Raw genomic sequence first — 22,264 nt, forward strand, 5'->3', positions numbered from 1 at the left:
TCGTTGTTGTGCAGGGCGGCGGCTGGTGTGCTGTGATCCGCTGGGCGCTTAAATAGTTCCCGATGGCGGCGAGGGTTTTTGACTTACACAGTAAGATTTTCCTGGATCGACGGCAAAGCGGTTCTTCATTGCGGTACGGCCCAATAACATCCGGAACATCATTTGCGAGCGGTCTGCCAGTGTCACTTCTGCGGTAAATTGTTGTTCGCCAATACAGAGCGTGGTTTCTATTACGTAGCGCATACTACGATGGCCACCAGAGTCTGTGACTTGCCGATAGTCTTTAACTCGAGCTCGACAGGGTTTTAGGGTGCTCGTTTGGTGTTGTACGGGGTTAACTTTAAACTCTACCCACTTTTCACCGTTTTCATCTATCGGATTAATATCGATCGCGTGCAGCGAAGAGCTGCGTGCACCGGTGTCAATTTTTGCTTTGACGTCGCTGATTCCCAGCTCGGGCAGGCTAACCCACTCTCGCCATCCTAATGTTGTCTGTGCCAAATGAGGCCTCTTTATAGTCAGACGTTCAGACCGCCAGCATAGCGACTTAGTGTGTTGGGGAATAGCTTTTCACGCAGGTTTTTTCGATGCGCGGCGACAAAGTAAATTCACCTTGTCGCCGCAGTGGGGTGCTTTATTTTCTAATCATGGAATTGAGCGTTTTATCACATTTGTCACCGTAGGGTGGCAGCATGCCGCCTAGCTTTTGGAGGTTGATATTACTTTGTTTATAAACCGCTTTGGCGTGGCTAAACGTTTTAAAACCGTCAAGGCCATGATAGCTGCCCATGCCGCTGGGGCCAATGCCGCCAAAAGGAAGGTCTTCGCAGCTTACATGGAAAATAACATCATTGATGGTCACCGCACCGGAAACCGTTGAATCTAGTATGCGGCGTTGCTCATTGGGGTTTTTACCAAAGTAGTAAAGCGCCAGCGGTCGGGGGCGATCATTGATGAAATTGATGCAGTCGTCCAGGTTCGTGTAGGTTTTGATGCAGATGATGGGACCGAATAACTCTTCTTGCATCACCAGCATATCGTCGCTGGGATTCACGATAAGGGTTAGCGGCATCTTATGGCTATTTTGTTGCTGGGTGAAATCTTCATTAGCGGGGTTTATTTCGCGGATGTCGGCGCCTTTGTCGCGCGCATCGTCAAGATAGCTGCTCAACCGTTGGTAGTGGCGCGCATTCACCACGGAGCTGTAATCTGGGTTGTTAAGGACGTTGGGAAACAAAGTACAAACGTAGTTACTTGCCGCATCACAAAATTCATCCAGTTGGTCTTCCGGCACAAACACATAATCTGGCGACAGGCAGACTTGCCCCATATTCAAAACTTTTCCAGAAAAAATGCGCTCTACCGCGTCGTGAAGGGGGTAGCTATTGCTGATGATAACCGGTGACTTTCCTCCCAGCTCTAATGTCACTGGGCAAAGGTTGTCGGCGGCGGCGCGAAGTATATGACGCGCGATGCTGGTCGCACCGGTAAAAATTAGGTGATCGAAGGGCAGGGCAGAAAAGTGTGCGCCAATATCTGGTCCACCATTAAATACGGCCACTTCGTCGTTGGAAAAATACGTGTTTACTAGCTCTTCAAGCAGGGCGCCGGTCTTTGGGGTGACTTCGGAGCACTTAATCATGGCGCAATTACCGGCGGCAAGTACGCCCGCCAGTGGCGCAAACACGGTGTTTAATGGGAAGTTCCAGGTGCCGATAATGCCGATGACGCCTTTGGGTTGATATTCTACCCTCGCTTTTCCGCCCATGATGTTCATGGGGAATGGCGCTTTTCGTGTCTCTACTCGCATCCATTTTTTTAGGTGCTTTTTACTGTGTTTGAGGCACTCAATAGTGGCGTAGATGTCAGACATGAGAGATTGGTGGCTACTGCGGTGGCCAAAATCTTTGCTTAGGGTGTCGACGATACGGTCACGATTATCAAAAATAAGATCGATGGCTCGTGACAGGCGGTCAATACGTAGCTCGGCACTTACAGGGCTGGCCGTAACTAGTTTGCGCTGCCGCTCTAGGGTAGTGTGCATTGCTGTTAGAACGGGATTGTTATCTGGTGTACTCATAAAATTCTCCTTGTAGTTATTGTCATGCAGTGGTGAATGTTAAGTAGGCTAATAATATTTTTGATAAGGAATAGGTAAATGAAGAGCCGAATAGGTCATAGTTTGAATCGGAAAATCATGTTTGTTGTGTGCGCTTTGCTGCCAGTGTTGGCGGTTGCAGAGACGCTGCCAGATTCGCCTCATGTGGTCGTTTCTGCACACGGCGAGGCCGAGGCGCTGCCAGATATTGCGCGTTTGCAGCTGCAAATTTCGGAAACTCGTAATACCGCGGTGGATGCCAAATCTCGCGTCGATGAGCGCACCGCTCGGGTGTTGACGGCCATGCGTGAGCAGGGTGTTCCAGATACGGATATTCGCGCTTCGCAGATACGAATTTACCCGGATTATGAGTGGCAGGATGGCAAGCGTTTGCTGCGCGGTCAGCGCGTTGAACGCAGCATTGACCTGACGCTGAATGAATTGAATCGTTACGGCGCTGTGCTTGATGCCTTGGTGCAGGCGGGTATAACAGAGCTGGGTAATGTGAGTTTTGACGTGTCTAATCGCGATGAGCTGATGGCTCAAGCGCTGCAAGCGGCCATGGCCGATGCCAATGCTAAAGCGGCAACGTTGGCGGCTGGTTTTGGGCGTCGGCTGGCAGGGGTATACCATATTGATGAAGGGGCGAGTGCACCTATCCGTCAGGAGCGAATGGTCATGATGGATGCCAAAATGAGCGCGGCGCCAATGTTGTTGGGCAAAGAGACCGTTAGCGCAAACCTGAATGTGGTGTTTCTGTTGAAGTAAGGGTTTGGCGATGGCGGGTGTATTTACATTGACTGTTTTATGTCCAGCCAAAAAAAAGCACCCTATAAACGGGTGCGAAGCGGGGGTGCTACTATGGAGACCGTGGTTTGGAAGCATGTAACAAGTTGATGCTTGTAGATTAACGGCAGCAGCATGTCGAAAATATTCGTATTTGTGCGTACACATAGGGTTTTGTGTGAAATAGCTCACGATTTGCTTGGTTCTTGGAAGGTGAGAAGCTGCTCGGGCGTGTCACTAAAGTCACGGGCATTATTGGCAGTGCGTACTGCGACCTCTATTTGAGGGGAGCTATAGGTAAAGCATGCCCCCTGCATTACTTGGGCCTCTTTTATTGCCGGTTGGCCCGCTTGAGTATTTAAATTGTAACGTCGCGCGCTAGAGACAAAATAGCCTTTTTGCAGCGCAAATGCGGCCTCTTTTTGGTCGCCGCTAAATTCGACGCTGGCCCATTTACTAAAGCCTTTATATAGCACTTTATCTTTGAGTATCTCGGGTTCAACAATACTCCAGTTTAATGTTGTCCAGCTGTGGCTAAGTTCGCCATTTGTTCTTATTTCAGTGCGGGCAGCTTGCCCATCAAGCTGATCTTCAATACAGATATCGTAAAGCCATTCAGTTTGCGTTCTGCGTGCGTGACGTATCGTCATTAGCGTGAGATCGAGTAAATGGGTGCAGTTTCCTTGCGTATCTGTGCTGGGGATTAACTCCTGGATGTCATCACACAGCGGCAAGCCAATTAATTTACGAATTGGCGCGGATGCACTGGGGCAGGTGTCAAAAGGGATCCGTATCACGTCGCTTTGAATATCTGTAACGTAATGCCCATCATGGCTCACCGTGCAGCGAAAAGCATGGTGGGTGTCTTCAAGTTCGCCATAAACCCGCATGCCGTTGTTGCTTAGTCGTATGCGCCGGCGATAGCGACCGCGGCCGTAATCTGGGTTTTCGGGGTAGTCTGCTGTCGTTGACATTGGTTTTCTCCACAATAAGCTACGATATTAGCGACTTGGTGTATAAAGAGAGTGACCGTAGCGGTCTATTTGAGTGACGCTTTCGGTCATCGTGGTTTCTCAGGCATAGAAAAATAAAACGGAGCCCTTAGATGCTGATATTTTTGATTTATTTAATGTTGAGCTGGTTTGGGATTGGGGCTTGGTTGCTTTACGACCCTGCTGCGTTGTCGTCATATGCTGGAGTGGCAGCATTAAATGCAACAGGAGAGGCAGAATTGCGGGCAATGTACGGTGGCATGGAGCTGGCCATTGCTGCCGCGGTACTATTTGCGATATTGCGACCATCATGGCGCTGTCATGTTCTGTTTTTAAATGGGGTGGTTGCCGGCGGAATCGGTGCTGGCCGGCTTATTGGTTTGGTGTTGGCTGGGGATGTCTCTATCTATAGTTTGTCCGCACTGGGCTTCGAAATCAGTACAGTAGTGATATGCTTGCTGCTGGCTCGCCAGTTACAGCGAAGCGGAGAACAAGACAATGGATGAGTACCAGCAACTAATCGCGGTGATATCTCTGACGATGGGGGTGGCGTGGGCAAGTGGGCTTAACCTGTATGCGGCGATTTTAGTTTTAGGTTTTGGCGGTTCTACAGGTAACATTGAATTGCCTGAAAATTTACAGATTGTGCAGGATCCGGCGGTGATGTTGGCGGCTGGGTTAATGTACGCCGTGGAGTTTTTTGCCGATAAGGTTCCCGGTGTGGATACCGGCTGGGATGCGCTTCACACGTTTATCCGCATTCCTGCCGGCGCGCTGCTTGCCGCTAATACTGTGGGTGATGTGAGTCCCGCGTTGCAACTTGCGGCGGGTATTGTGGGGGGCTCGGTCACCTCGGTAACGCATGCCGCAAAAGCCAGTACGCGAGTGTTAATTAATACTTCACCGGAGCCGGTCAGCAATTGGCTGGCGTCGTTTACTGAAGATGTGGCGGTATTTGGTGGTTTGTGGGTAGCTTTAAATCATCCGGTGTTATTCTTAATCGGCTTTGTTGCTTTTCTGTTTTTGTTGATTTGGCTGCTTCCCAAATTGTGGCGAGGACTTGCGCGAATTTTTAGAAAAATTGGCCAATGGTTGGGCTTGGTGGACGAAACCCGCGAAGCGCTAGATGTTGGCGGTGGTGGAATACTGCCGGCTGATACGCTACTTACGGCTGGGTATGCGCCACCTCGACGTGATGAGAAAACCTTGGTAGAAGCTTTGCAGGAGCTGGAGGCAATGCATAAGTCTGGTGCGCTTAGCGATGCTGAGTTTGAGCAGGCCAAAGCCTCTGTGATTGCTGGTAAGTAAGTGGCCGAGTGGTTTTGGGTTACTAATCACAAAACGGTATTTCCTAGAAATAGTTGCTTTTAAAGCAGGGGCTATCTCGAATAAACTTCATATATGGATGTTTATTATGACTGAGTCTCTGTGCACAGCGTTTTTAAGCATTGACTAGTACAAACCAATTTATAGCTTAAGGGTTGAGCGGCTTACATGATGGAACAAAAACATAATCGCGTATTTGCGGTGATATTGGTATTTACTGCAATTTTTGTGTGTATGCCCGTTCAGGCTGGATTGCTGAAAAATATACTGACTCAAACAGGTCTTCTTGACGTTGTAACGCCAGTAACATCGGCGGTGGGTATTGATTTGGATGACACCGTCACTGCACTTGATGGTGTTGTTAGTGAAGTATTGGGTGGTGTTGGCGATGGCGTGCTCGACGGTGGTATCGCTGAGTTGAGCTTGACCGACCAGGAATCAACCGATTTATTAGCCATGGATATACCCGTGGTCTCGGTAGTGGATAATATTGTGGACGCCGTGTTTACCCCGACCTCACCGGCCGATGATCAGCCCGCCCTGATACCTCTGGTTAACCTTGACCCGGTGTTTGTTGTTGGCCAAATACAATCTCAGCCGTATCAGTGCACAGATGCTGATCGCGACGGTGTTTGTGATCAGGACGATCAGTGTTTGGAGACGCCCCCAGGGAAAAAAGTATTGGCTAATGGCTGTTATCTAGATGGCCCACGGGGCCTGACCTTGGAAGGCGTCTGGTTTGCGAATGATAGCCATCAACTAAACCCTGCGGCACAAGAAATTCTCACCACTGTTGCCGACATGATTAAGCAATCCTCGGCGACTCTCATTGAGGTTGGAGGTTACACCGATAATGCCGGCGATGCTGAGTATAACTTGCAGTTGTCGGTGTCGAGGGCAGCGTCAGTACGGGATTATTTGGTTCAGCTCGGTATCGCAAGATCAAGATTACAAGTTAAGGGTTACGGTGAAGCCTCACCGAGAGCAGATAATAGCCGTGCCGAAGGTCGTGCAATGAATCGGCGTGTGGAATTGAAAGTGATAGAGCGTCAGACGTTCTGAGTAATTCTGGGGCGGTTCAGCCCCAAATAAGCCGAAAAGTTTAGGAGAAAATGAATGGCAATTGATCTGCCACCGGTAATGCCACCGCAGCTAGCGACTCATACCCAAATAGAAGCTGCGACCTTGGAAAATGCAGAGGCGATTACCGCCGTGGTAGCGGGTATTACCATGCGCGTAGTGGGGAATAAATATTTATCACCGGCGCAAATTACATCAATTTTGGCCGCGGCAGACACGCCGTCAGCGGCGATAACATCCCTAACACGACGATATTATAATGCCGGTTATTTATTGGTTGGCATTAGCTATTTTCGCATTGATGATACCGTAACCGTTCTCGTGAATCAGGCAAGCGTAAAGGGAATTCGAGGTGATAAAGCGATCACAGCGCATTTTCAGGGGCTTGTGGGTGATGATGATTTAAGTTTGGCTGAGTTTGATCGTGCTAGGGTGTTGGCAGATCTCCAGGCTAAGCGGGCCGGTCTAGCGTATAGCATTGCCTATGAGCAGCACTACGATGATCAAGTCATCCTCGACTTTAGAGAGGTTCCGCTTACGGATCATGACGCTACCGATGTAGTGCTGGAAATGAACAATAAAGGCAGTCGGTTTTTGGGGCGGTATTTTGGTGTGGCTGGTGTGCGGCATCGTTTTGCATCCGGTACAGAGGCGAGCCTTGCTTATAAAACCATATTTGAAGAATTTGGTGAGGCTGGTGATGGCGACGGTTACCAACAAGTTGATTTTAGTGTTGAGCACCCGTTTACCTTTGGTTTATATGGTGTGGACCTTACCCATATTGAGTATCAGCGCCAGCCTCAGGTTGCGACCAATGCCGGGGGAGGATTTTGCTTGCCACCGTTAATCGCCTGTACGCCCTCAGGTACTTCGGCGATTAATTTAGATGCAGAAATTGATATTGCCACCTTATCAGGTGAGCAAGTGCTCTATAGCAACCCTGTGCGGCGCTGGTCGATTTTTGAGCGCCTTGAGTATGTAAACTCAGAGATTCAGTCGGACTTACAGGCACAACCCTTATTAGATGAGTCGTATCAAACTCTAGAGCTCGGTACGAAATTTTCATCGCGTGGCGCATTGGCTGACTCACCTTCTTACTTTAAAGCCCAGTTATCAATACGGGGCGGGGTTGGCGATGGCGGTAGTTTAGAATCAGATAGTAGTGACGGTGTTGGCGTGGGGCAGCGTTCTGCTGATTTTATAATGCTGCGTCCCAAGCTAGGCTATAAATATGCATTAAGTCCCAGTTACGAATTGTCCTTGAGTTTAGACGCTCAGTTTACAGACGATACCCAATTGCCTCAGCAGCAGCAGTATGTCTTGGGGGGCATGAATAGCCTCAGTGCGTATTTGCCGGGGGTATTGATTGGTGATAATGGTTATTTTGTTCACGCTGCCATCACTGCCAAGCACCGTGTTTTTGGGCTGCCATTAGAGTTGATAGCTTTTGCTGAATATGGTGCCAGCAGTTTCAATGGTGTGTCTGGAGAGCTAGGTTCGGATCAGTCTGTGGCTGATGCCGGTCTTCGTTTAAGTGTTGAGCTCGGTGCTGGTTTCGAAACTGAGCTCGTTGCGGCGGTGTCCGTTATGGATGATGTCGTTGACAAGGCGTATATCGAGACCTTAGAGAGTGATTTCTTCTGGCGGTTGCGTTGGACGTTTTAATAAGGCTTGGCCTTTAGCTTTCGTAATCGGCCAGTACTTTGTCCAATAAATTATCGAGTTGTTGCTGTTCTTCACTCGTTAAGTTGCGCAGGCGCTCAGTGTGCAGTGTTTTGGTTGGGCCGACGAGTGATTCAATGATTTCTTTTCCTTTAGGGCTGAGCTGAACTAGTAAGCTACGCCTGTCCTCTGAGCTTGGTGGACGGGTAATATAGCCTGCCGCCTCTAGCCGATATAACAGTTTGGTTAGTCCTCCAGAGCTGATGAGCAAGGTTTTACATAATTCCGTAGGGGAAATTTGGTAAGGTGCCGGCTGAGCGCGAATGGTGGCAAGTGCGTCAAATTCGGCGTGAGATAGCTGGAGATGTTTTAAGCTCTGTGCGGTTTGCCCCATAAAAATATCGCTTGCGCGAAGTATTCTAAGAACGGCGGGATGTGTGGCTTCATACATACTTGGCCAATTGCTTTTTTGACGTAAACGTAGGCTGGCAATAGAGATGCGTTTATCGCTCATTTTCAATCTCGATGTAGGATTTAAGTTGTGTAATAAGCCGTGTTTTACCCGGTGTGCGATTGAATATTATCTTGCTGGGAAGATAATTTCCAGATACTATCTTTCCGGAAAGATAAATACGGACTAATTATGATTTCCTCAATGCCGCCCTTACGCGTAATTCTTGCATTGGCGTTGATTTTTGCGTTATCGCCATTGGCGATTGATATGTACCTACCAACCATTCCTGCTATTGCGGGCGAATTGGCTGTGCCGGTGCAAGATATAGCGGTGACAGTAAGTTTGTATATTTTGGGTCTGAGTTTTGGCCAGTTTTTCGGTGGTCCAATTAGTGACTATATTGGCCGACAGCCAGTTTTATATATTGGTTTAGGGATTTTTGCCGCCGCGAGTTTGGCCATTGCTTCCACTGATGTGTTGCACGTTTTTTGGGTGGCTCGGTTTTTACAGGCTTTGGGCGGTGGTTTTGCATCGGTAGTGGTCCCTGCCATTATTCGTGATCACACTGAGGGGCAGGCAACCGCAAAGCTGTTTTCGCAAATTATGTTAATTACCATTATTGCGCCTGCAGTTGCCCCAAGCATTGGCACTTTTTTGTACAGTGTAAGTGGCTGGCGCATGGTGTTCTTTGTTTTAGCTGGGTATACGCTATTAGTATTTCTCATGGCCTTACTGTTTGTTCCACGATCATCAAAGAGCTTGGCGACGTCGATGGCGCCTGCTCAAGAAGGCTTGGTGGCACGCTATCGTTTTGTGTTAAGTAACCGTGTGGCGATGCGTTATTTGGTGTCTCAGGGTTTAGCTTTTAGTGTCATGGTGACATTTCTAGCTAATGCAGCGCTGATTTATATTGATCACTACGGCGTAACGGAAACCCAGTTTTCCATGTTGTTTGCCGCCAACATCGTGACTTTAGCGGTTGCAAACCGAGTGAATAATTATTTCTTAAATAGGGTTCCCGCAGCTCGAATATTACCTAAGGCGATGGTGCTGCAATGTTTTGCTACTGCGGCGTTGCTGATAAGTAGTGGGTTTATGCCGCCCTTGTGGATTGCGGTGCCGCTGATTATGGCCAGTGTCGGGGCGTTGGGCGGTGTTATGGGTAATTCACAGGCAAGTGCCTTACAGTTTTTTCCGCATCACAGCGGTATTGCTTCGGCATTATTAGGTAGTGCTCAATATCTTATTGCCGGTTTAGTTAGTGTGGTGTCTACATTGTTTTTGAGTGAAAAAATGTGGCCGATGACAATTACGATGTTTGTTGCCGCCGCGATTGCGTTATGGGTGGTGCCCAAACCGCCAAAGGACGCTTTTGCTGAGCTGGCAGATGCGGCTAAGTAAGTTTTGACGGCGGTTAACTTTGTTCGCAGAGTTCTAACCAGCGCAAAATACCTTCGCTGCGGTATTTTTGACGGTGCAAAATAAAGTAGAAGTACCGTTTAAAATCTCGATTGGGCGCGGTTAAGGGCACCAGCCGACCACTCTCAAAAGCGGTTTGTAAGGATAGTGTTGATAGGCAGCCAATTCCCAGCCCCGTTTCAACTGCGCGTTTTATTGCCTCGGTATGCTGTAACTCTAGGCGGATGTTTAATTCTGGCAGGAGTTCGTTTACTGCTCGATCAAACGCTTGCCGAGTTCCCGAGCCAGCTTCTCGTAAAATCCACTGTGCGCCGAGTAAGTCTGCATCGCTGAGCTGGGTTTTGTTGGCGAGTGGATGGTTTGCACTGCAAAATATCTGCATTTCATCTTCTCGCCAGCGTGTTACGTCCAGATCTGGATGGTGTAATTCACCTTCAATAAGACCAATATCCAAGTCGAAGTTTAAAACTTGTTGGCTGATAGTTGCGGTATTGGCAACATTTAACTGCACTTTTGCCGCGGGGTAGCGATTGATGAACTCCGCCATAATATCAACAGCAAGGTAGTTGCCAATGGTTAGGGTGGCGCCAATATTAAGCTCACCCACTTGGTCGTGGCGACGGAAACCCTGTTCGAGGGCAATAGCCTGATCGAGTAAGGCCTGTGCTTGTGGGCGCAGGGCGCGGCCGAGTTCGTTAATTTGTAAGCGTTTACCAATGCGATCAAAGAGCTGTATTGAGAACTGTTGCTCAAGGTCTTTAAGCGCGCTTGAGGCGGCTGACTGTGACATAGAGAGTTGTTCTGCGGCGCGGGTGATGTTTTCTGTGTGAGCGGCGGCAAGAAAAACTTCGAGTTGGCGTAGAGTGTAGTGCATATTTGTAAAGTCGATATCAAAAATCATTATAAGTCATTTTGCCGATAGCATAGCCTTCCCTTACAGTATTGGCAAGCAAGACAAATAACGCGGTGTGGACGTTAATACTGAAAAGGGGTTTTCTATGAGCAATATAGTTTCTGAACGGGTTACCAGCGTGCATCACTGGAATCACACATTATTTAGCTTTAAGACTAGCCGCGATCCGTCATTTCGCTTTGAAAACGGTCATTTCACGATGATCGGTTTAAAACAGGGTGAGCGCAATTTGATGCGTGCATACAGCATTGTGAGTGCGAATTATGAGGATGAACTGGAGTTCTTTAGTATTAAAGTGGCTGATGGCCCGTTAACGTCGAAATTGCAGCAGATCAAAGTGGGTGACGAGGTGCTGGTCAGCCGCAAGCCAACGGGTACCTTAGTGGCTGATAATTTGTTGCCTGGTAAAAATTTATACCTTCTGAGTACCGGTACTGGCTTGGCCCCTTTTATGAGTATTATTAAAGACCCAGAGGTCTACGAGAAGTTTGAAAAAATCGTACTGGTGCACGGGGTTCGTTATGAGAGTGAGCTGGCCTACCAAGACTTTATCCGCAACCACTTGCCACAACATGAGTACTTTGGCGATATTGTCCGTGATAAGTTGGTTTACTATCCCACGGTTACTCGCGAGAAGTTTGCTAATCAAGGACGTCTCACAGATTTGATTCGCAGCGGCAAGTTAATGGCGGATATTGGTTTGCCGGCGCTAAATACTGATGATGATCGCTTTATGATTTGTGGCAGCCCGAGTATGTTAAAAGATACTTGTCGCATGCTTAACGATGCAGGGTTTCAAGAGACCCGTGGCGGTAATTATGGTCACTTCGTTATTGAGCGAGCATTTGTCGAACATTGATGTTGTTTTTGTATTTTTGAAGAGGCCCCTTTTTAGGGGCCTTTTGCGTTATTGCTGGTGTTACTTTTACTGTTCTTGTGACTTCCTCATTAAAGCATACTGATTTTACCTATCAGCTGTTGTCTTTACGGCAGCGTAGCTCTACGCTGACCGGCTTTATTTAGGTAATTATTAGGTCGCAGGCGTTTTATTGTGGAGTCCTAATAGTAGCCTTGTTAAGTTAGCTATTGGCTTAAGTCTAGGCAAGAGAGAGTTATGTTTAAAAAAACGGTATTGCTGTTAACGGTATTGTTATTGGGGCTGGGTGCTTATGTTAAATTTGGCAAGTTGCCGGAGCCCTTACCCGAAAATTCGCAGAGCCGCCAATGGTTAGAGCAGGGGAGTTACGATGTCAGTTATTTTGATGTCACGTTAATTGATGACACTCGTCCTACCCAAAAAAATGGTGATTATAATGGCAGCAGTGAGCGCCATTTAAAAACGCGGATATGGTATTCGGAAAATCTAGTGGGGCCGGCTCCATTAGTCATTTATAGCCACGGTTTTATGTCTTCACGTACTGGTGGCAGCTACCTCGCGGAACATCTTGCAAGTCATGGCTATATTGTTGCGGCAATGGATTACCCGCTTACTAATATGAGCGCCCCCGGTGGGCCGTTGGTGAAAGATGTTGTTTATCAGCCTGGAGACATTAGTTTTCTGATTGATCAATTCTTGTCGTGGGACGCTGAGTTGGGACATCAATTTTACGATCGTATTGATGAGAGTCATATTGGTGTAATGGGCTTATCTTTGGGTGGCATGACCTCTACTTTAGCGGCATTTCATCCTAGTAACGCCGATTTACGTATAGCGGCGGCGGTATCCATTGCCGGCCCAGTGTTTATGTTTGGGCCCGCTTTTTATGAGTCTAGAGATATTCCTTTTATGATGGTTGCGTCACCCATAGATGCAATGATTGATTACGACACCAATGCCGGGACAATATTACCCAACGTGGAGGGGGCGGTTTTGGTGACCATGGATAACGCGTCTCATACAGGCTACGCGACCCCAGGCAGTTATTTGCGGTGGCTTGATAATGCGGATTTGCTGGGTTGTAGCATAGTGACGCGTGGTTTGGAAAAGACCCAAGACGAGTCATGGGCTGAAGAAATAGGCAAGACTGACGAGGGAATATTGCTTGTGCCGCAGTCAGAGCTATGCACGATGGATCCTCTGCCGCCGGCAATGAACCCAATTCGTCAGCAGTGGTTGACCGTCGCAGCCGTCTTTGCATTTTTTGAATCTAAGTTTGCTTTGAGTGAATTGCGACGTCAGGATGCGGGAGAGTATTTGTACCGCATTTATCCTGAAGAAATTCCTGAGGTGAGTGTTTCTCGGGCAATGAGATAGCCTAAAGTGTGTTGATTGCATAAGGTATTCGTTAGGGTTTCCACAAACCTAGATGGACAGTTATATTAAATACTTTTATTCAGCTTGTTGTGATGTTGGCCCCATGCGTAGAAATACAAAAGCGCATTTAAGAGTATTTGCTAAGGAAGAATAACGATGACAGTGGCCTTTTGGTGTGTGTTTATAGCGTGCTTGCTCCCAATATTGACGGCAGGAGTGGGCGGATATTATCGCGGCAAGCAGTTTGGCAAGGCGGATAATAAACACCCTCGTGCACAATATGCCCAGTTAGAAGGGGCGGGTGCAAGGGCATATGCCGCCCAACAGAACGCATGGGAGGCGCTGCCCGTGTTTACGGCAGCGGTGCTTATTGCGCATTTAGCGGGTGTTGACGCGGCTAAATCTGCGATTGCGGCAGAAGTATTTATAGTGGCCAGAGTCTTGTATCCCATTTTTTATATTACCAATAAAGACGCTCTTCGCTCCTTGATGTTTATGGTGGGTTTTGGTGCCTGCATCTCATTATTTGTGATGGCAGCTTAAGGCGAGTGACAGTGATATATAAATGGCAAAGGCTGTTGTGTTTCTTGTTACTGGGGTTTGCATTTTGCACAACTGGCCTAGCGCAAGAGTCCGGCGATGATGAGGGATTGGCAAATGCGGAAGAGTTTCTGCCCGTTGCAGAACCGCCACCACCGCCATCATTATTACGCGCAGAGCAAATAAAGCGCGAAACGTTTGATAGTTTTCCTCGTGGTGGCCCAGATGGTATCGCTGGTCTTGGTGATTGGTGGCTGTCAAATGGTTCTATCTGTGTGGCGGTTAGTGATGTTGACCATCACGCCGGTATTGTTGCTGGCGGCGGTACACTGATTGATGTTGGTCACTGCGTACAAGGCAATGATCAATGGACCTACGCGAATATATTGACAGGTTTGGCGAAAGATACCGCCATTCCGGTCTCAAAGGTCAGTGCACTAATTGACGGCGATCATGCCGATATTGTTACCGTGGGTGAAGGTGATGGTATTCGTCAAACCGTCATTTACCGCTTGCGAGAAGGTGTTGATACGCTCGAGATTGATGTGCGGATTGAGCGGATAGGTGATGGCCGCCCAGTGCAAATGAGCGGTCTGTTTACTTTGTATTCTCAGCGCTCCTTAACCCCATTCAGCCTATCTAGCTATATTCCTGATGCAACCCTCGGTTTTGAGCACCCCGAGATAGATCGCAGTAAAGTGTCGTCGCTATTAGAAGGCATGATGCCCAGTGACTGGAATATTCTAGTGGGTGCAGATACTTATGAAACCAAGATAAGTTATGGCATTCAGTTACGCTCAGCTGAGCTAATTAAAGCCAATGGTAGTCGGCAGCCTTTACCGACATTTTTAGCCGTGTTCCCTGACTACAGTATGCATGGTTGGATGACTAGGCCGCTGTGGTTTCAAAGTGAGCGTTTGACTTGGTTGTCGCTGCTGCAGAACCAGTTTATGGACTTGGAAAAGGACGAGCAGATGCTAGCCAAGTTCAAGGTTTTGCTAGGCGAGCGCGCCGATGTCGCGTCGGTCACGGATCAAATTTACACGGGGCCTAGGTTGCGAGGTTACGCTGATAATTCTGATGTTTCTGTTGCCGTTTGGGACCAAGACGACCGACCCGTGACTCAAAGCAGAATTGCTGCTGATGGCAGTTTTAATATTCGTCTGCCAAAGCATGTGCAATGGGTAAAGATGCAGGCTACGGCGCCGTGGGGGCAAAAAATAACTCGCGAGCTCTCTTTGGCTGATATACGTAACGACAGTGGTCGATGGGCATTTCGTGAAAATGGTGCCCTGCGCTTGCCAAGTGGTATACCGATGAGCCTGCATTTTTTTGGTTTTGGCGATACGGCAACACCAGAATTTGGCAATGACTTACTGGGTTTTACCGAGCAGGGTGTGTCGGTGCCGGGAATGCTGCGACGTAATCGTATTGACTTGGCTGGGGTTGATTCGGATCTCGATCAGGTCGACTTGCCTCCGGGGCAGTATCGGGTGCTGGCGGCGAGGGGGTTGGAATTTGAGGTTAAGGAATATCTACTAACGGTGGTTGCCGGTAAAGTTAGCGAGCTTCCTATTATTCCTTTAAAGCGTATTTGGTATGGCGGCGATTGGCACTCTGCGGATTTACATGTTCATAGCGGGGCAAGTTTTGATTCTATATTACCTTTCGATGAGCGTTTGCGGAGCTTTGTCGCGCAAGGGGCCGAGATCCTAGTAGCCAGCGAGCATAATAGGCTAATTGAGCAGGGTGGGCGAGTTGCTGCACTGGGCTTAGATGGTCGAGTACAAGTGATTACCGGCAGCGAATTGACCGGTATGTCTCGCACCGCTAATGCCCCAATGACGGTAGGTCATAGCAATGCCTTTCCATTAACGGCAAAACCTATGGAATTTGCCGGCGGCAGTCCTGCTGTGGAAAACCGACCGCTACGAGAAGTGATTGCTGGGGTGAGAGAACAGGCTCCGGATGCACTTTTTCAATTAAATCATCCTCGGGCGGCCGACCCGCTTGATAGTGATCTTGCCTACTTTGATCATCTTTCGATCGGTAGCAGCTACGATCCCATGCAGCCCCTAGATAGTGCTAATAATCGTAGCTTATTGATGCCTGATCCGGTTTCAGGTTTTCGTGATATCGACTTTGATGTCATTGAGGTACTTAATGGTGCTGAGTTTGCGGTATATGAGCAAATTCGTGATGACTGGTTTTCTTTGTTAAATCAAGGGGCGCGCCGAGCCGCAACAGGCAATAGTGACTCTCATGGTCTTCGCAGTGTTGTGGCGGCACCTCGGAATTATGTTTATATTCCTGATTCAAATAAACAGCTGCCCTTAGCGGAAGCGGATTTTATTAATGCCGTGCGGGCTGGGCATAGTTTTATGACAACGGGGCCCTTGTTGGCGGTTACGCTTAGAGACGCTTATTCAGACGTTGGCATGGGTGAGACCTTTTCTGGGCAGCGTGGAGAGTTACATATACAAATTGACACAGCTCCGTGGGTCTCGGTAGACACCCTGACGGTGTGGGTGAATGGCGCTATTTACCGGCAGTTAAAGGTTGAGGCTGGCGACCATAAAGTCGTTGAACTTATTGTCGATACGGATTCTTATGTGGTGGTTGAGGTCAGTGGGGTGCCCGGTGCGGTTTACCGTGCGCTGATGCCAGATTTAGCACCATTAGCCTTGAGTAATCCTATATATATTGATGCCAATGGTGACCGGAAGTGGCAAGCACCCAAGGCGATGAACTAGTTTTAGTGTTTACTTGTCTTAAATGCGGGTGCTAAATGTGACGAGTTAACGTGCAGTTTTAAATTAATGCTGTGAATATTGGCATGTTTTTTTTGATAATAGCTGTGTCATGATTGTGGTACAGGCACACAGATCGATGACGAACGAGGGAGTTCACCAATGAATATGACTATAAATGTTAGCCGCTGGGCAACATTAGTAATCGCTGCTGTTTTTGCTACAGCATGTAGTATCGATCCTTATACGGGAGAAGAAAAATCCAGCAATACCGCAAAAGGTGCCGGCTGGGGAGCTTTGGGTGGTGCGGTATTGGGTGCCGCAGTATCGAGTAAAGACGATCGTAAAAAAGGCGCTTTACAGGGTGCTATTGTCGGCGCAGCTGCAGGCGGTGGCTACGGTTATTATATGGATCGCCAAGAAGCTAAGCTTCGTGCTCGCCTAGAAGGTACAGGTGTCGGTGTTGAGCGTGTTGGTGACACCATTAAGCTAATCATGCCTGGTAATATTACGTTTGATACCGGCAGTTCAGCGATCAAGGGTGGTTTCACCGATGTTCTAGATAGCGTTGTGTTGGTGGCTAAAGAGTTCGATAAAACCATTATGCAAATCAATGGTTTCACTGACTCTACTGGTAGTTTTCAAACTAACCAAACATTGTCTGAGCAGCGCGCTGGCAGCGTTGGTCGTTATTTCATGAACCAAGGTGTGGTGGCAAGTCGTATTCGTACCACAGGTTATGGGCCACGAGACCCTATCGCCGATAACAGCACGGCTTCTGGTCGTGAGCAAAATCGACGTGTTGAAATAGAAATGTTACCTACTCAGTAAAAGTAGATGTTTGAAGAAAGGGCGTCATTTTGGCGCCCTTTTTTTGTCTGAGGTTTGTGTTTAAGAGCGCAGCGAGATTTAAGCAATGATCAAAAATACTTATAGAGTAACCCTTGTTTTGGCGGTGGCCCTGTTGCTCGGAGCCTGTGCAGGTTTTAATCCCATAGAAAAGCCGCAGGTGGCAATCACAAACATTAAAATGGCGCCGGCGAATGGTTTTCAGCAAAAGTTGTTAGTGGGCTTGCAGTTGGATAACCCCAATAGTTTTGCAATTAATCTTGGCCGCTTGAGGTATACCTTGGAGTTGCAGGGCCAATCTCTGGCTGGTGGTAGTTTAAATGAGGCGATTAGTTTACCGGCTAGTGGTCAAACTCAGCTGGTTATCCCTGTTGAGGTAAATCTGCTCAATGGCATTGGGGTTTTGAGTAAAATTCTGGGTAATTTACAGTCTGATCTTGATTACAAATTAAGCCTGACCGCTGCGGTAACGAATTTTGGTCTAGGTGATATAACGATTAATAAGGTCGGTAAAGTTGGTATGGGCAGTACTGCGCCGTAATTGGTTACATATTGATAAAAGAACGTGGCAGGGTTCAAGCTGCCACGTAGCACTTATGCCTGTTGAGCGGATGTGCCCTTAGATTTCGAGTTAAGACTGTCGTGGAGGCTAAGGAGTTGTTGAGTTAATTTATGCGATGGCGCGTAATGAATGAGTGGCATTTGCTTGCTACGAGACTCTTTCATTTTTACCGAACTACTTAAATATTGGTCAAAAATAGGCAGCCCTTCTGCTTTCATACTTTCAATAAGCTGGGTTGGCAGGCTGGCTTGAGCTTGAAATTGATTGACAATAATGCCTTCTATGATCAACTCAGGGTTGTGATCCTCGCGAATTTCTTCAACAGTTTCGATTAGTCCTAGCAGTGCACCTTGAGAAAAGCTGTCGCAATCAAAGGGTATTACCAGAGAGTCTGCAGCGATGAGTGCCGACCGACTATAAAAATTCAATGCCGGTGGCGTATCAATATAAATGTGCTCGTATTCTTCCTGTAATTTGTTAAGCGCGTCTCGTAATTTGTAGATTTTATGACGTGTTTCAAGCTCGCGTTCAATAATGGCGAGCTCGGGGTTGGAAGGCATTAAATACAGGTTTTCAAATTCGGTTTCGTAAATACAATCACTGGCGTCTTTGCTTTTACCGAAGAGTGACAGCTTTTGTTTGAAGAAGTCTGCAGCGTTATCTTCTAGATCGCGGAATTGCGGGCCTATTAGGTATTCACTGCTATTGCCTTGGATATCAAGGTCGATGAGTAGGGTTTTAAACCCTTTCCAAGCACTAATTGCGGCAAGGTTACAGCTAATACTGGTTTTGCCTACACCGCCTTTCTGATTGAATATTACCCGCTTCATTACGCTGCCCTAAGAGGTTCTAATAGGAAAAACTAATCCTAGCAGCTCTGGTGTTAAGGCGCTATGGCCCAAATAACAGTTGGCGGGGCTTAGGGGGCGGTTGAATTTTTTTTGCCTATCCATTCGCCGGTACGTAATAAGCCAAAAAGCAGGACGACAATGTAGCCTTCTAGCGGACTGCTGTATTCGCGATGAATATCTTTGTGAAAGATGACACACTCGATGGCATGGGCAATGAGCAGACCTATACCTATCCATGTTAGCCACTGGCTATTTTCGCCCAGTAACGGAAATGCGAAATTAATAGCGAAGGCGATCCAGAAAATGAGCTGGCCAATTTTTAACAGAGTCATCATAAACCTTGAACCTTTCGTTATTCTTCTACGTGGCTGCATAATGCAGTATTGATCTAAGGGCTTCAAGTCCTGTTACAATCTTGTTACTTAACTTTTATTCATTCAGAGACAATTAATATATGTACACGGGAATTGTGCATGGCGCCTACCCATTAGTGGAAGTAGTTCGCAAACCGGGTTTGCACCAGTTATTCATCGATTTACCGCCGGTATTGCTGGAAGACTTAACCATTGGCGCCAGTGTTGGTTTAGATGGCGTGTGTATGACGGTGACGAGTATTGAGGATGGCAGAGTATCTTTTGATGCCATGCAGGAGACTTTATCCCTAACAACACTGGGGAGCTTGGATGTTGGTGATCGGGTAAATGTTGAGCGCTCAGCAAAACAGGGCGCGGAAATTGGTGGGCACAATATTTCTGGCCATGTTGATGGCAGCGCAGAAATTATTGCTATAGAAGAGACTGCAAACAATTGCACAATACGCTTTCAGCTACCCATTGCTTTAAGTAAGTATGTGTTTAAAAAGGGTTTTGTGGGGGTGAGCGGCTGTAGTTTAACGGTGGCGGATTATCAGCGTGAGGAAGCGCAGTTTTCTGTGTGCTTAATTCCAGAGACCTTGCGGGTAACTACATTTGCGGAAAAGCGCGTCGGCGATAAGGTTAATATTGAAGTCGACCGGCAAACTCAAGTGATCGTTGATACGGTTGAGCGAGTCTTGGCCGAGAGGGGATAAATTTGTGGCTCCAGCTTCGAGGGCGCTGGAGCCACAGGTGATTACTCATCTGGCATGAGCTGGTTTATTCTTTCTAATGCATCAACATACTCTGTGACTAAGCGGAAAATAACCGCGCGGGTAGACTCAATATGATTGATTTGACCAACCACTTGCCCCACAGGGTTAAAGGCGACTTTTTGACATTCACCCACTGAGGCGTAGCGTGCTGTACGCCGTATTCCATCACCACTAACCAAGCCTTGTAGTGGCATACCAAGTGGGTCTGGTGTGTCTGCTCTATCCCATGCTGCCGTCCATTCATTTTTCAACATGCGGCACGTTTTTCCCGTCCAAGAGCGTGAGCGTATTGTGTCTTCACTGGACGCGTTTAGTAGCGAGTCTTTTTGTGCTGGCTCAGCGTGGGCTTCTTCCACTGTTAACCATAGCGAGCCTGTCCACACACCGGCGCAACCCATGCTCATTGCTGCAAGCATTTGTTGACCGGTACCGATCCCACCGGCAGCAAGCACGGGCACCGGCGCGGCAGCGGCAACGGCTTGGGGCCATAAAACAACTGAACCTACATCGCCGGCATGGCCTCCACCTTCACCACCTTGGGCTACGATGAAATCCAAGCCTGCGTCTTTATGAGCTTTGGCTTGCTTTACGCGACCACATAGTGCCCCGACTAAGCGTCCACCATCTTGAATCATTTTTACTTTGTCAGCAGGCGGGGTGCCTAGCGCGTTGGCTATTAATTTACATTTTGGGCGGGTCAATGCTTCCATAAGTAAAGGGGTAGCCGTGGCTTCTGTCCAGCCAAGTAAGCCCATGCTGTGAGTGCCGTCAGGCCACTCCGGTACACCGGCATCTGTCAGCAGCTTTTGTGCGAAGTCGATATGCTCCTGAGGGACCATTTTCCATAGTTCTTTTTCAAGTTCTTCAGGACTCATATCCCCCATGCCTTCGTACTTCTGAGGGATAACGATATCGACCCCATAGGGCAGGTCGCCAATATGTTCGTCAATCCAATCTAGCTCTTCCTTTAACTCTTCTGGAGAAAAGCCTACCGCGCCTAAAACGCCAATGCCACCCGCTTTGCTGACAGCGACCACCACATCACGGCAGTGGGTAAAGGCAAAAATGGGATATTCAATGCCGAGCTTTTTACATATTTCGGTATACATTACTACGCCCCTGACTTATTTTGGCGAGGATTACTTGGCGCCATGAGTTTAGGTGTTGAGTATTTCGGATCCCTTAGATGTCGGCAATGGCGTAAGTAATCAATCGCTATTGACTAAAAAGATCAGTATTCTTTTATATTGGTGGCCCTAGGTTTGACTGGCTGACGCAGCGTAAAATGGTAAGTATTGTGACGATTTCGTTAATCCCGTATAGGAATTTCGCTTAAAAATGGACAAAATCCCCTCCATCAGCGCACGTATTTTACTTTTACAGATTCGTCATCGTGCATTGGATACGGAAATAACTGAATTGGGCGCAAACCCCTATCAGAACCAGTTGTTATTGCAGCGCTTAAAGAAGGAAAAGCTGCGTATCAAGGATGAAATACAGTGGTTAAAAGACGAGTTGATACCTGACTTAGATGCCTGAAACGATGGTGTGAAAACCTTTTGTGAGATATTTCTCACGCAAGGTGTTGCTGTTGTCTGCTTTTACTTATTTTAAGAGTGGGCATAATAGGCACTGTCAGGATGACTTGGCGTTCAAAGGATTGGATGCGACAAAGGATGTCAAAATTTTAAAAAGCCGGAGCCGATGCTCCGGCTTTTTTTTGCATTGAGATTCTCCACCAGCTTGCTTAAGCTTGCGCCCCACTAGACCTACCTTCGATATTATCTATTTTTTAGTTACAGAGATGAGAAATGACAGACCGTAACTTTGACGGTATTGCCGAGCGCTTTAAAAAAAATATTTATGGGAATGCCAAGGGTGAGCTGCGCCTTGCTCTGTGTTGGCGAGAGTTGTGCGACAAATTACCAGTGCTAAATAATGGTCAAAATTTGGCGGTTTGGGATGCGGGTGGGGGCCTGGGGCAAATGGCGACACGTATCGCCACGCAGGGACATAGCGTTTTGCTCAATGATATTTCTGCTGACATGCTTACCTTGGCTCGTGAAGACATCGAGACCGCGGGGCTTGGCGCTAATATTGATATTCGACACGCAGATATACAATCATTGGCTACAGATAAGGCGCATCAGTCAGTATTCGATCTCGTGCTATGTCATGCGGTGCTAGAGTGGGTGGCTGATCCAGAGGTGGTAATCAGTGCTTTAGTTGCCGGTATGAAGCCTGGGGGATATTTATCTTTAATGTTTTATAACGTGAATGCCCTTATCTTAAGCAATATGGCGAAGGGCAATCTTTATAAATTACGAGATAAAGCATTTTCTGGTCATCCTGGTGGGTTGACACCGCCATCACCACGCACCCCAGAGCAAGTCATAGATTTATTGCAGCAAGCGGGTGTAGAGGTGATTGCCAAACGTGGAATTCGTCTTGTCTATGATTTAATGCCAAGAGCGGTTAGAGCTGAGCGGAGCCTAGATGACGTTTTGGCGCTTGAGTGGCAATACGGCGCAGACGAGCCATTCTGGGCATTGGGGCGCTATGTTCATCTGCTTTGCCGCTTGCCGCAGTAATTGTTGCG

General features: G+C 47.8%; 23 protein-coding genes. 15 read left to right on the plus strand and 8 right to left on the minus strand.

Going from position 1 to position 22,264, the window contains the following annotated elements; translation table 11 throughout:
* Nucleotides 1–48: 48 nt before the first annotated feature.
* Both AELLOGFF_RS00280 and AELLOGFF_RS00285 read right to left on the minus strand, forming a co-directional pair.
* Entirely contained in the window at nucleotides 49–501 is a 453-nt protein-coding gene (locus AELLOGFF_RS00280; RefSeq protein ID WP_159266782.1) for an ATP-dependent zinc protease, read from the minus strand.
* Nucleotides 502–634: 133 nt separating this feature from the next.
* Nucleotides 635–2,080: a coniferyl aldehyde dehydrogenase gene (locus tag AELLOGFF_RS00285; RefSeq protein ID WP_159266783.1), complete on the minus strand. Its 1,446-nt coding sequence runs from the start codon at nucleotides 2,078–2,080 to the stop codon at nucleotides 635–637.
* A 78-nt stretch (nucleotides 2,081–2,158) separates the two neighbouring features.
* Here AELLOGFF_RS00285 and AELLOGFF_RS00290 point away from each other — a divergent pair, with 78 nt between their 5' ends.
* Nucleotides 2,159–2,866, plus strand: coding sequence for an SIMPL domain-containing protein (locus tag AELLOGFF_RS00290; protein WP_159266784.1), 708 nt, complete (start codon nucleotides 2,159–2,161; stop codon nucleotides 2,864–2,866).
* A 206-nt stretch (nucleotides 2,867–3,072) separates the two neighbouring features.
* On the opposite strand, the gene AELLOGFF_RS00295 is transcribed toward AELLOGFF_RS00290, so the two are convergent.
* Nucleotides 3,073–3,858 (minus strand): DUF2889 domain-containing protein, encoded by a 786-nt coding sequence (locus AELLOGFF_RS00295; RefSeq protein WP_159266785.1) that lies wholly within the window; start codon nucleotides 3,856–3,858, stop codon nucleotides 3,073–3,075.
* Between the two features lie 131 nt (nucleotides 3,859–3,989).
* On the opposite strand from AELLOGFF_RS00295, the gene AELLOGFF_RS00300 reads away from it, so the two are divergent.
* The 4 genes from AELLOGFF_RS00300 (at nucleotide 3,990) to AELLOGFF_RS00315 (ending at nucleotide 7,947) form a co-directional block, all read left to right on the plus strand.
* Nucleotides 3,990–4,382 carry a DUF4345 family protein gene (locus tag AELLOGFF_RS00300; RefSeq protein ID WP_159266786.1) on the plus strand — a complete coding sequence of 131 codons (393 nt, stop codon included), beginning with the start codon at nucleotides 3,990–3,992 and terminating at the stop codon, nucleotides 4,380–4,382.
* Nucleotides 4,375–5,184 carry a DUF4126 domain-containing protein gene (locus AELLOGFF_RS00305; protein ID WP_159266787.1) on the plus strand — a complete coding sequence of 270 codons (810 nt, stop codon included), beginning with the start codon at nucleotides 4,375–4,377 and terminating at the stop codon, nucleotides 5,182–5,184. Before AELLOGFF_RS00300 ends, AELLOGFF_RS00305 begins: the two co-directional genes overlap by 8 nt.
* A gap of 186 nt (nucleotides 5,185–5,370) precedes the next feature.
* On the plus strand, nucleotides 5,371–6,264 hold the full coding sequence (locus AELLOGFF_RS00310; RefSeq protein WP_159266788.1) for an OmpA family protein: 894 nt from the start codon (nucleotides 5,371–5,373) through the stop codon (nucleotides 6,262–6,264).
* Nucleotides 6,265–6,318: 54 nt separating this feature from the next.
* Nucleotides 6,319–7,947: a ShlB/FhaC/HecB family hemolysin secretion/activation protein gene (locus AELLOGFF_RS00315; protein ID WP_159266789.1), complete on the plus strand. Its 1,629-nt coding sequence runs from the start codon at nucleotides 6,319–6,321 to the stop codon at nucleotides 7,945–7,947.
* A 13-nt stretch (nucleotides 7,948–7,960) separates the two neighbouring features.
* Here the strand turns inward: AELLOGFF_RS00315 and AELLOGFF_RS00320 are convergent, their stop codons facing one another.
* Nucleotides 7,961–8,458: a MarR family winged helix-turn-helix transcriptional regulator gene (locus tag AELLOGFF_RS00320; RefSeq protein ID WP_159266790.1), complete on the minus strand. Its 498-nt coding sequence runs from the start codon at nucleotides 8,456–8,458 to the stop codon at nucleotides 7,961–7,963.
* A gap of 129 nt (nucleotides 8,459–8,587) precedes the next feature.
* Here AELLOGFF_RS00320 and AELLOGFF_RS00325 point away from each other — a divergent pair, with 129 nt between their 5' ends.
* Nucleotides 8,588–9,799: a multidrug effflux MFS transporter gene (locus AELLOGFF_RS00325; RefSeq protein WP_159266791.1), complete on the plus strand. Its 1,212-nt coding sequence runs from the start codon at nucleotides 8,588–8,590 to the stop codon at nucleotides 9,797–9,799.
* Between the two features lie 13 nt (nucleotides 9,800–9,812).
* On the opposite strand, the gene AELLOGFF_RS00330 is transcribed toward AELLOGFF_RS00325, so the two are convergent.
* Nucleotides 9,813–10,691, minus strand: coding sequence for a LysR family transcriptional regulator (locus AELLOGFF_RS00330; RefSeq protein ID WP_159269220.1), 879 nt, complete (start codon nucleotides 10,689–10,691; stop codon nucleotides 9,813–9,815).
* Between the two features lie 124 nt (nucleotides 10,692–10,815).
* Here AELLOGFF_RS00330 and AELLOGFF_RS00335 point away from each other — a divergent pair, with 124 nt between their 5' ends.
* The 6 genes from AELLOGFF_RS00335 (at nucleotide 10,816) to AELLOGFF_RS00360 (ending at nucleotide 17,664) form a co-directional block, all read left to right on the plus strand.
* Nucleotides 10,816–11,589 carry a ferredoxin--NADP reductase gene (locus AELLOGFF_RS00335; protein WP_159266792.1) on the plus strand — a complete coding sequence of 258 codons (774 nt, stop codon included), beginning with the start codon at nucleotides 10,816–10,818 and terminating at the stop codon, nucleotides 11,587–11,589.
* 255 nt (nucleotides 11,590–11,844) lie between these two features.
* On the plus strand, nucleotides 11,845–12,984 hold the full coding sequence (locus AELLOGFF_RS00340; RefSeq protein WP_159266793.1) for an alpha/beta hydrolase family protein: 1,140 nt from the start codon (nucleotides 11,845–11,847) through the stop codon (nucleotides 12,982–12,984).
* Between the two features lie 156 nt (nucleotides 12,985–13,140).
* On the plus strand, nucleotides 13,141–13,527 hold the full coding sequence (locus AELLOGFF_RS00345; RefSeq protein WP_159266794.1) for an MAPEG family protein: 387 nt from the start codon (nucleotides 13,141–13,143) through the stop codon (nucleotides 13,525–13,527).
* Between the two features lie 11 nt (nucleotides 13,528–13,538).
* The gene (locus AELLOGFF_RS00350; RefSeq protein WP_159266795.1) at nucleotides 13,539–16,277 is read left to right on the plus strand and encodes a CehA/McbA family metallohydrolase; all 2,739 of its coding nucleotides are present in this window, start codon (nucleotides 13,539–13,541) and stop codon (nucleotides 16,275–16,277) included.
* Between the two features lie 165 nt (nucleotides 16,278–16,442).
* The gene (locus AELLOGFF_RS00355) at nucleotides 16,443–17,105 is read left to right on the plus strand and encodes an OmpA family protein (RefSeq protein ID WP_419183919.1); all 663 of its coding nucleotides are present in this window, start codon (nucleotides 16,443–16,445) and stop codon (nucleotides 17,103–17,105) included.
* A gap of 85 nt (nucleotides 17,106–17,190) precedes the next feature.
* Nucleotides 17,191–17,664: an LEA type 2 family protein gene (locus tag AELLOGFF_RS00360; RefSeq protein WP_159266797.1), complete on the plus strand. Its 474-nt coding sequence runs from the start codon at nucleotides 17,191–17,193 to the stop codon at nucleotides 17,662–17,664.
* 53 nt (nucleotides 17,665–17,717) lie between these two features.
* Here AELLOGFF_RS00360 and AELLOGFF_RS00365 read toward each other — a convergent pair whose 3' ends face one another.
* Both AELLOGFF_RS00365 and AELLOGFF_RS00370 read right to left on the minus strand, forming a co-directional pair.
* Nucleotides 17,718–18,515 carry a ParA family protein gene (locus AELLOGFF_RS00365; RefSeq protein WP_159266798.1) on the minus strand — a complete coding sequence of 266 codons (798 nt, stop codon included), beginning with the start codon at nucleotides 18,513–18,515 and terminating at the stop codon, nucleotides 17,718–17,720.
* Nucleotides 18,516–18,604: 89 nt separating this feature from the next.
* On the minus strand, nucleotides 18,605–18,871 hold the full coding sequence (locus tag AELLOGFF_RS00370; protein ID WP_159266799.1) for a DUF1145 domain-containing protein: 267 nt from the start codon (nucleotides 18,869–18,871) through the stop codon (nucleotides 18,605–18,607).
* A gap of 119 nt (nucleotides 18,872–18,990) precedes the next feature.
* On the opposite strand from AELLOGFF_RS00370, the gene AELLOGFF_RS00375 reads away from it, so the two are divergent.
* Entirely contained in the window at nucleotides 18,991–19,605 is a 615-nt protein-coding gene (locus tag AELLOGFF_RS00375; RefSeq protein WP_159266800.1) for a riboflavin synthase subunit alpha, read from the plus strand.
* A 41-nt stretch (nucleotides 19,606–19,646) separates the two neighbouring features.
* Here AELLOGFF_RS00375 and AELLOGFF_RS00380 read toward each other — a convergent pair whose 3' ends face one another.
* Nucleotides 19,647–20,774, minus strand: a complete 1,128-nt coding sequence (locus AELLOGFF_RS00380; protein WP_159266801.1) for a nitronate monooxygenase — start codon at nucleotides 20,772–20,774, stop codon at nucleotides 19,647–19,649.
* Between the two features lie 229 nt (nucleotides 20,775–21,003).
* On the opposite strand from AELLOGFF_RS00380, the gene AELLOGFF_RS00385 reads away from it, so the two are divergent.
* Complete coding sequence (locus AELLOGFF_RS00385; RefSeq protein WP_159266802.1) at nucleotides 21,004–21,204, plus strand: YdcH family protein; 201 nt, start codon at nucleotides 21,004–21,006, stop codon at nucleotides 21,202–21,204.
* A 272-nt stretch (nucleotides 21,205–21,476) separates the two neighbouring features.
* Nucleotides 21,477–22,256 (plus strand): methyltransferase domain-containing protein, encoded by a 780-nt coding sequence (locus AELLOGFF_RS00390; protein WP_159266803.1) that lies wholly within the window; start codon nucleotides 21,477–21,479, stop codon nucleotides 22,254–22,256.
* Nucleotides 22,257–22,264: the final 8 nt, after the last annotated feature.

The organism is Zhongshania aliphaticivorans (assembly GCF_902705875.1).
GTDB lineage: Bacteria > Pseudomonadota > Gammaproteobacteria > Pseudomonadales > Spongiibacteraceae > Spongiibacter > Spongiibacter aliphaticivorans_A.

Bases quoted from the DNA above. Each gene is read 5' to 3' on its own strand.
- AELLOGFF_RS00285 (WP_159266783.1), bottom strand. From the start codon at position 2,080: ATGAGTACACCAGATAACAATCCCGTTCTAACAGCAATGCACACTACC.
- AELLOGFF_RS00290 (WP_159266784.1), top strand. From the start codon at position 2,159: ATGAAGAGCCGAATAGGTCATAGTTTGAATCGGAAAATCATGTTTGTT.
- AELLOGFF_RS00295 (WP_159266785.1), bottom strand. From the start codon at position 3,858: ATGTCAACGACAGCAGACTACCCCGAAAACCCAGATTACGGCCGCGGT.
- AELLOGFF_RS00300 (WP_159266786.1), top strand. From the start codon at position 3,990: ATGCTGATATTTTTGATTTATTTAATGTTGAGCTGGTTTGGGATTGGG.
- AELLOGFF_RS00305 (WP_159266787.1), top strand. From the start codon at position 4,375: ATGGATGAGTACCAGCAACTAATCGCGGTGATATCTCTGACGATGGGG.
- AELLOGFF_RS00310 (WP_159266788.1), top strand. From the start codon at position 5,371: ATGATGGAACAAAAACATAATCGCGTATTTGCGGTGATATTGGTATTT.
- AELLOGFF_RS00315 (WP_159266789.1), top strand. From the start codon at position 6,319: ATGGCAATTGATCTGCCACCGGTAATGCCACCGCAGCTAGCGACTCAT.
- AELLOGFF_RS00320 (WP_159266790.1), bottom strand. From the start codon at position 8,458: ATGAGCGATAAACGCATCTCTATTGCCAGCCTACGTTTACGTCAAAAA.
- AELLOGFF_RS00325 (WP_159266791.1), top strand. From the start codon at position 8,588: ATGATTTCCTCAATGCCGCCCTTACGCGTAATTCTTGCATTGGCGTTG.
- AELLOGFF_RS00330 (WP_159269220.1), bottom strand. From the start codon at position 10,691: ATGCACTACACTCTACGCCAACTCGAAGTTTTTCTTGCCGCCGCTCAC.
- AELLOGFF_RS00335 (WP_159266792.1), top strand. From the start codon at position 10,816: ATGAGCAATATAGTTTCTGAACGGGTTACCAGCGTGCATCACTGGAAT.
- AELLOGFF_RS00340 (WP_159266793.1), top strand. From the start codon at position 11,845: ATGTTTAAAAAAACGGTATTGCTGTTAACGGTATTGTTATTGGGGCTG.
- AELLOGFF_RS00345 (WP_159266794.1), top strand. From the start codon at position 13,141: ATGACAGTGGCCTTTTGGTGTGTGTTTATAGCGTGCTTGCTCCCAATA.
- AELLOGFF_RS00355 (WP_419183919.1), top strand. From the start codon at position 16,443: ATGACTATAAATGTTAGCCGCTGGGCAACATTAGTAATCGCTGCTGTT.
- AELLOGFF_RS00360 (WP_159266797.1), top strand. From the start codon at position 17,191: ATGATCAAAAATACTTATAGAGTAACCCTTGTTTTGGCGGTGGCCCTG.
- AELLOGFF_RS00365 (WP_159266798.1), bottom strand. From the start codon at position 18,515: ATGAAGCGGGTAATATTCAATCAGAAAGGCGGTGTAGGCAAAACCAGT.
- AELLOGFF_RS00370 (WP_159266799.1), bottom strand. From the start codon at position 18,871: ATGATGACTCTGTTAAAAATTGGCCAGCTCATTTTCTGGATCGCCTTC.
- AELLOGFF_RS00375 (WP_159266800.1), top strand. From the start codon at position 18,991: ATGTACACGGGAATTGTGCATGGCGCCTACCCATTAGTGGAAGTAGTT.
- AELLOGFF_RS00380 (WP_159266801.1), bottom strand. From the start codon at position 20,774: ATGTATACCGAAATATGTAAAAAGCTCGGCATTGAATATCCCATTTTT.
- AELLOGFF_RS00385 (WP_159266802.1), top strand. From the start codon at position 21,004: ATGGACAAAATCCCCTCCATCAGCGCACGTATTTTACTTTTACAGATT.
- AELLOGFF_RS00390 (WP_159266803.1), top strand. From the start codon at position 21,477: ATGACAGACCGTAACTTTGACGGTATTGCCGAGCGCTTTAAAAAAAAT.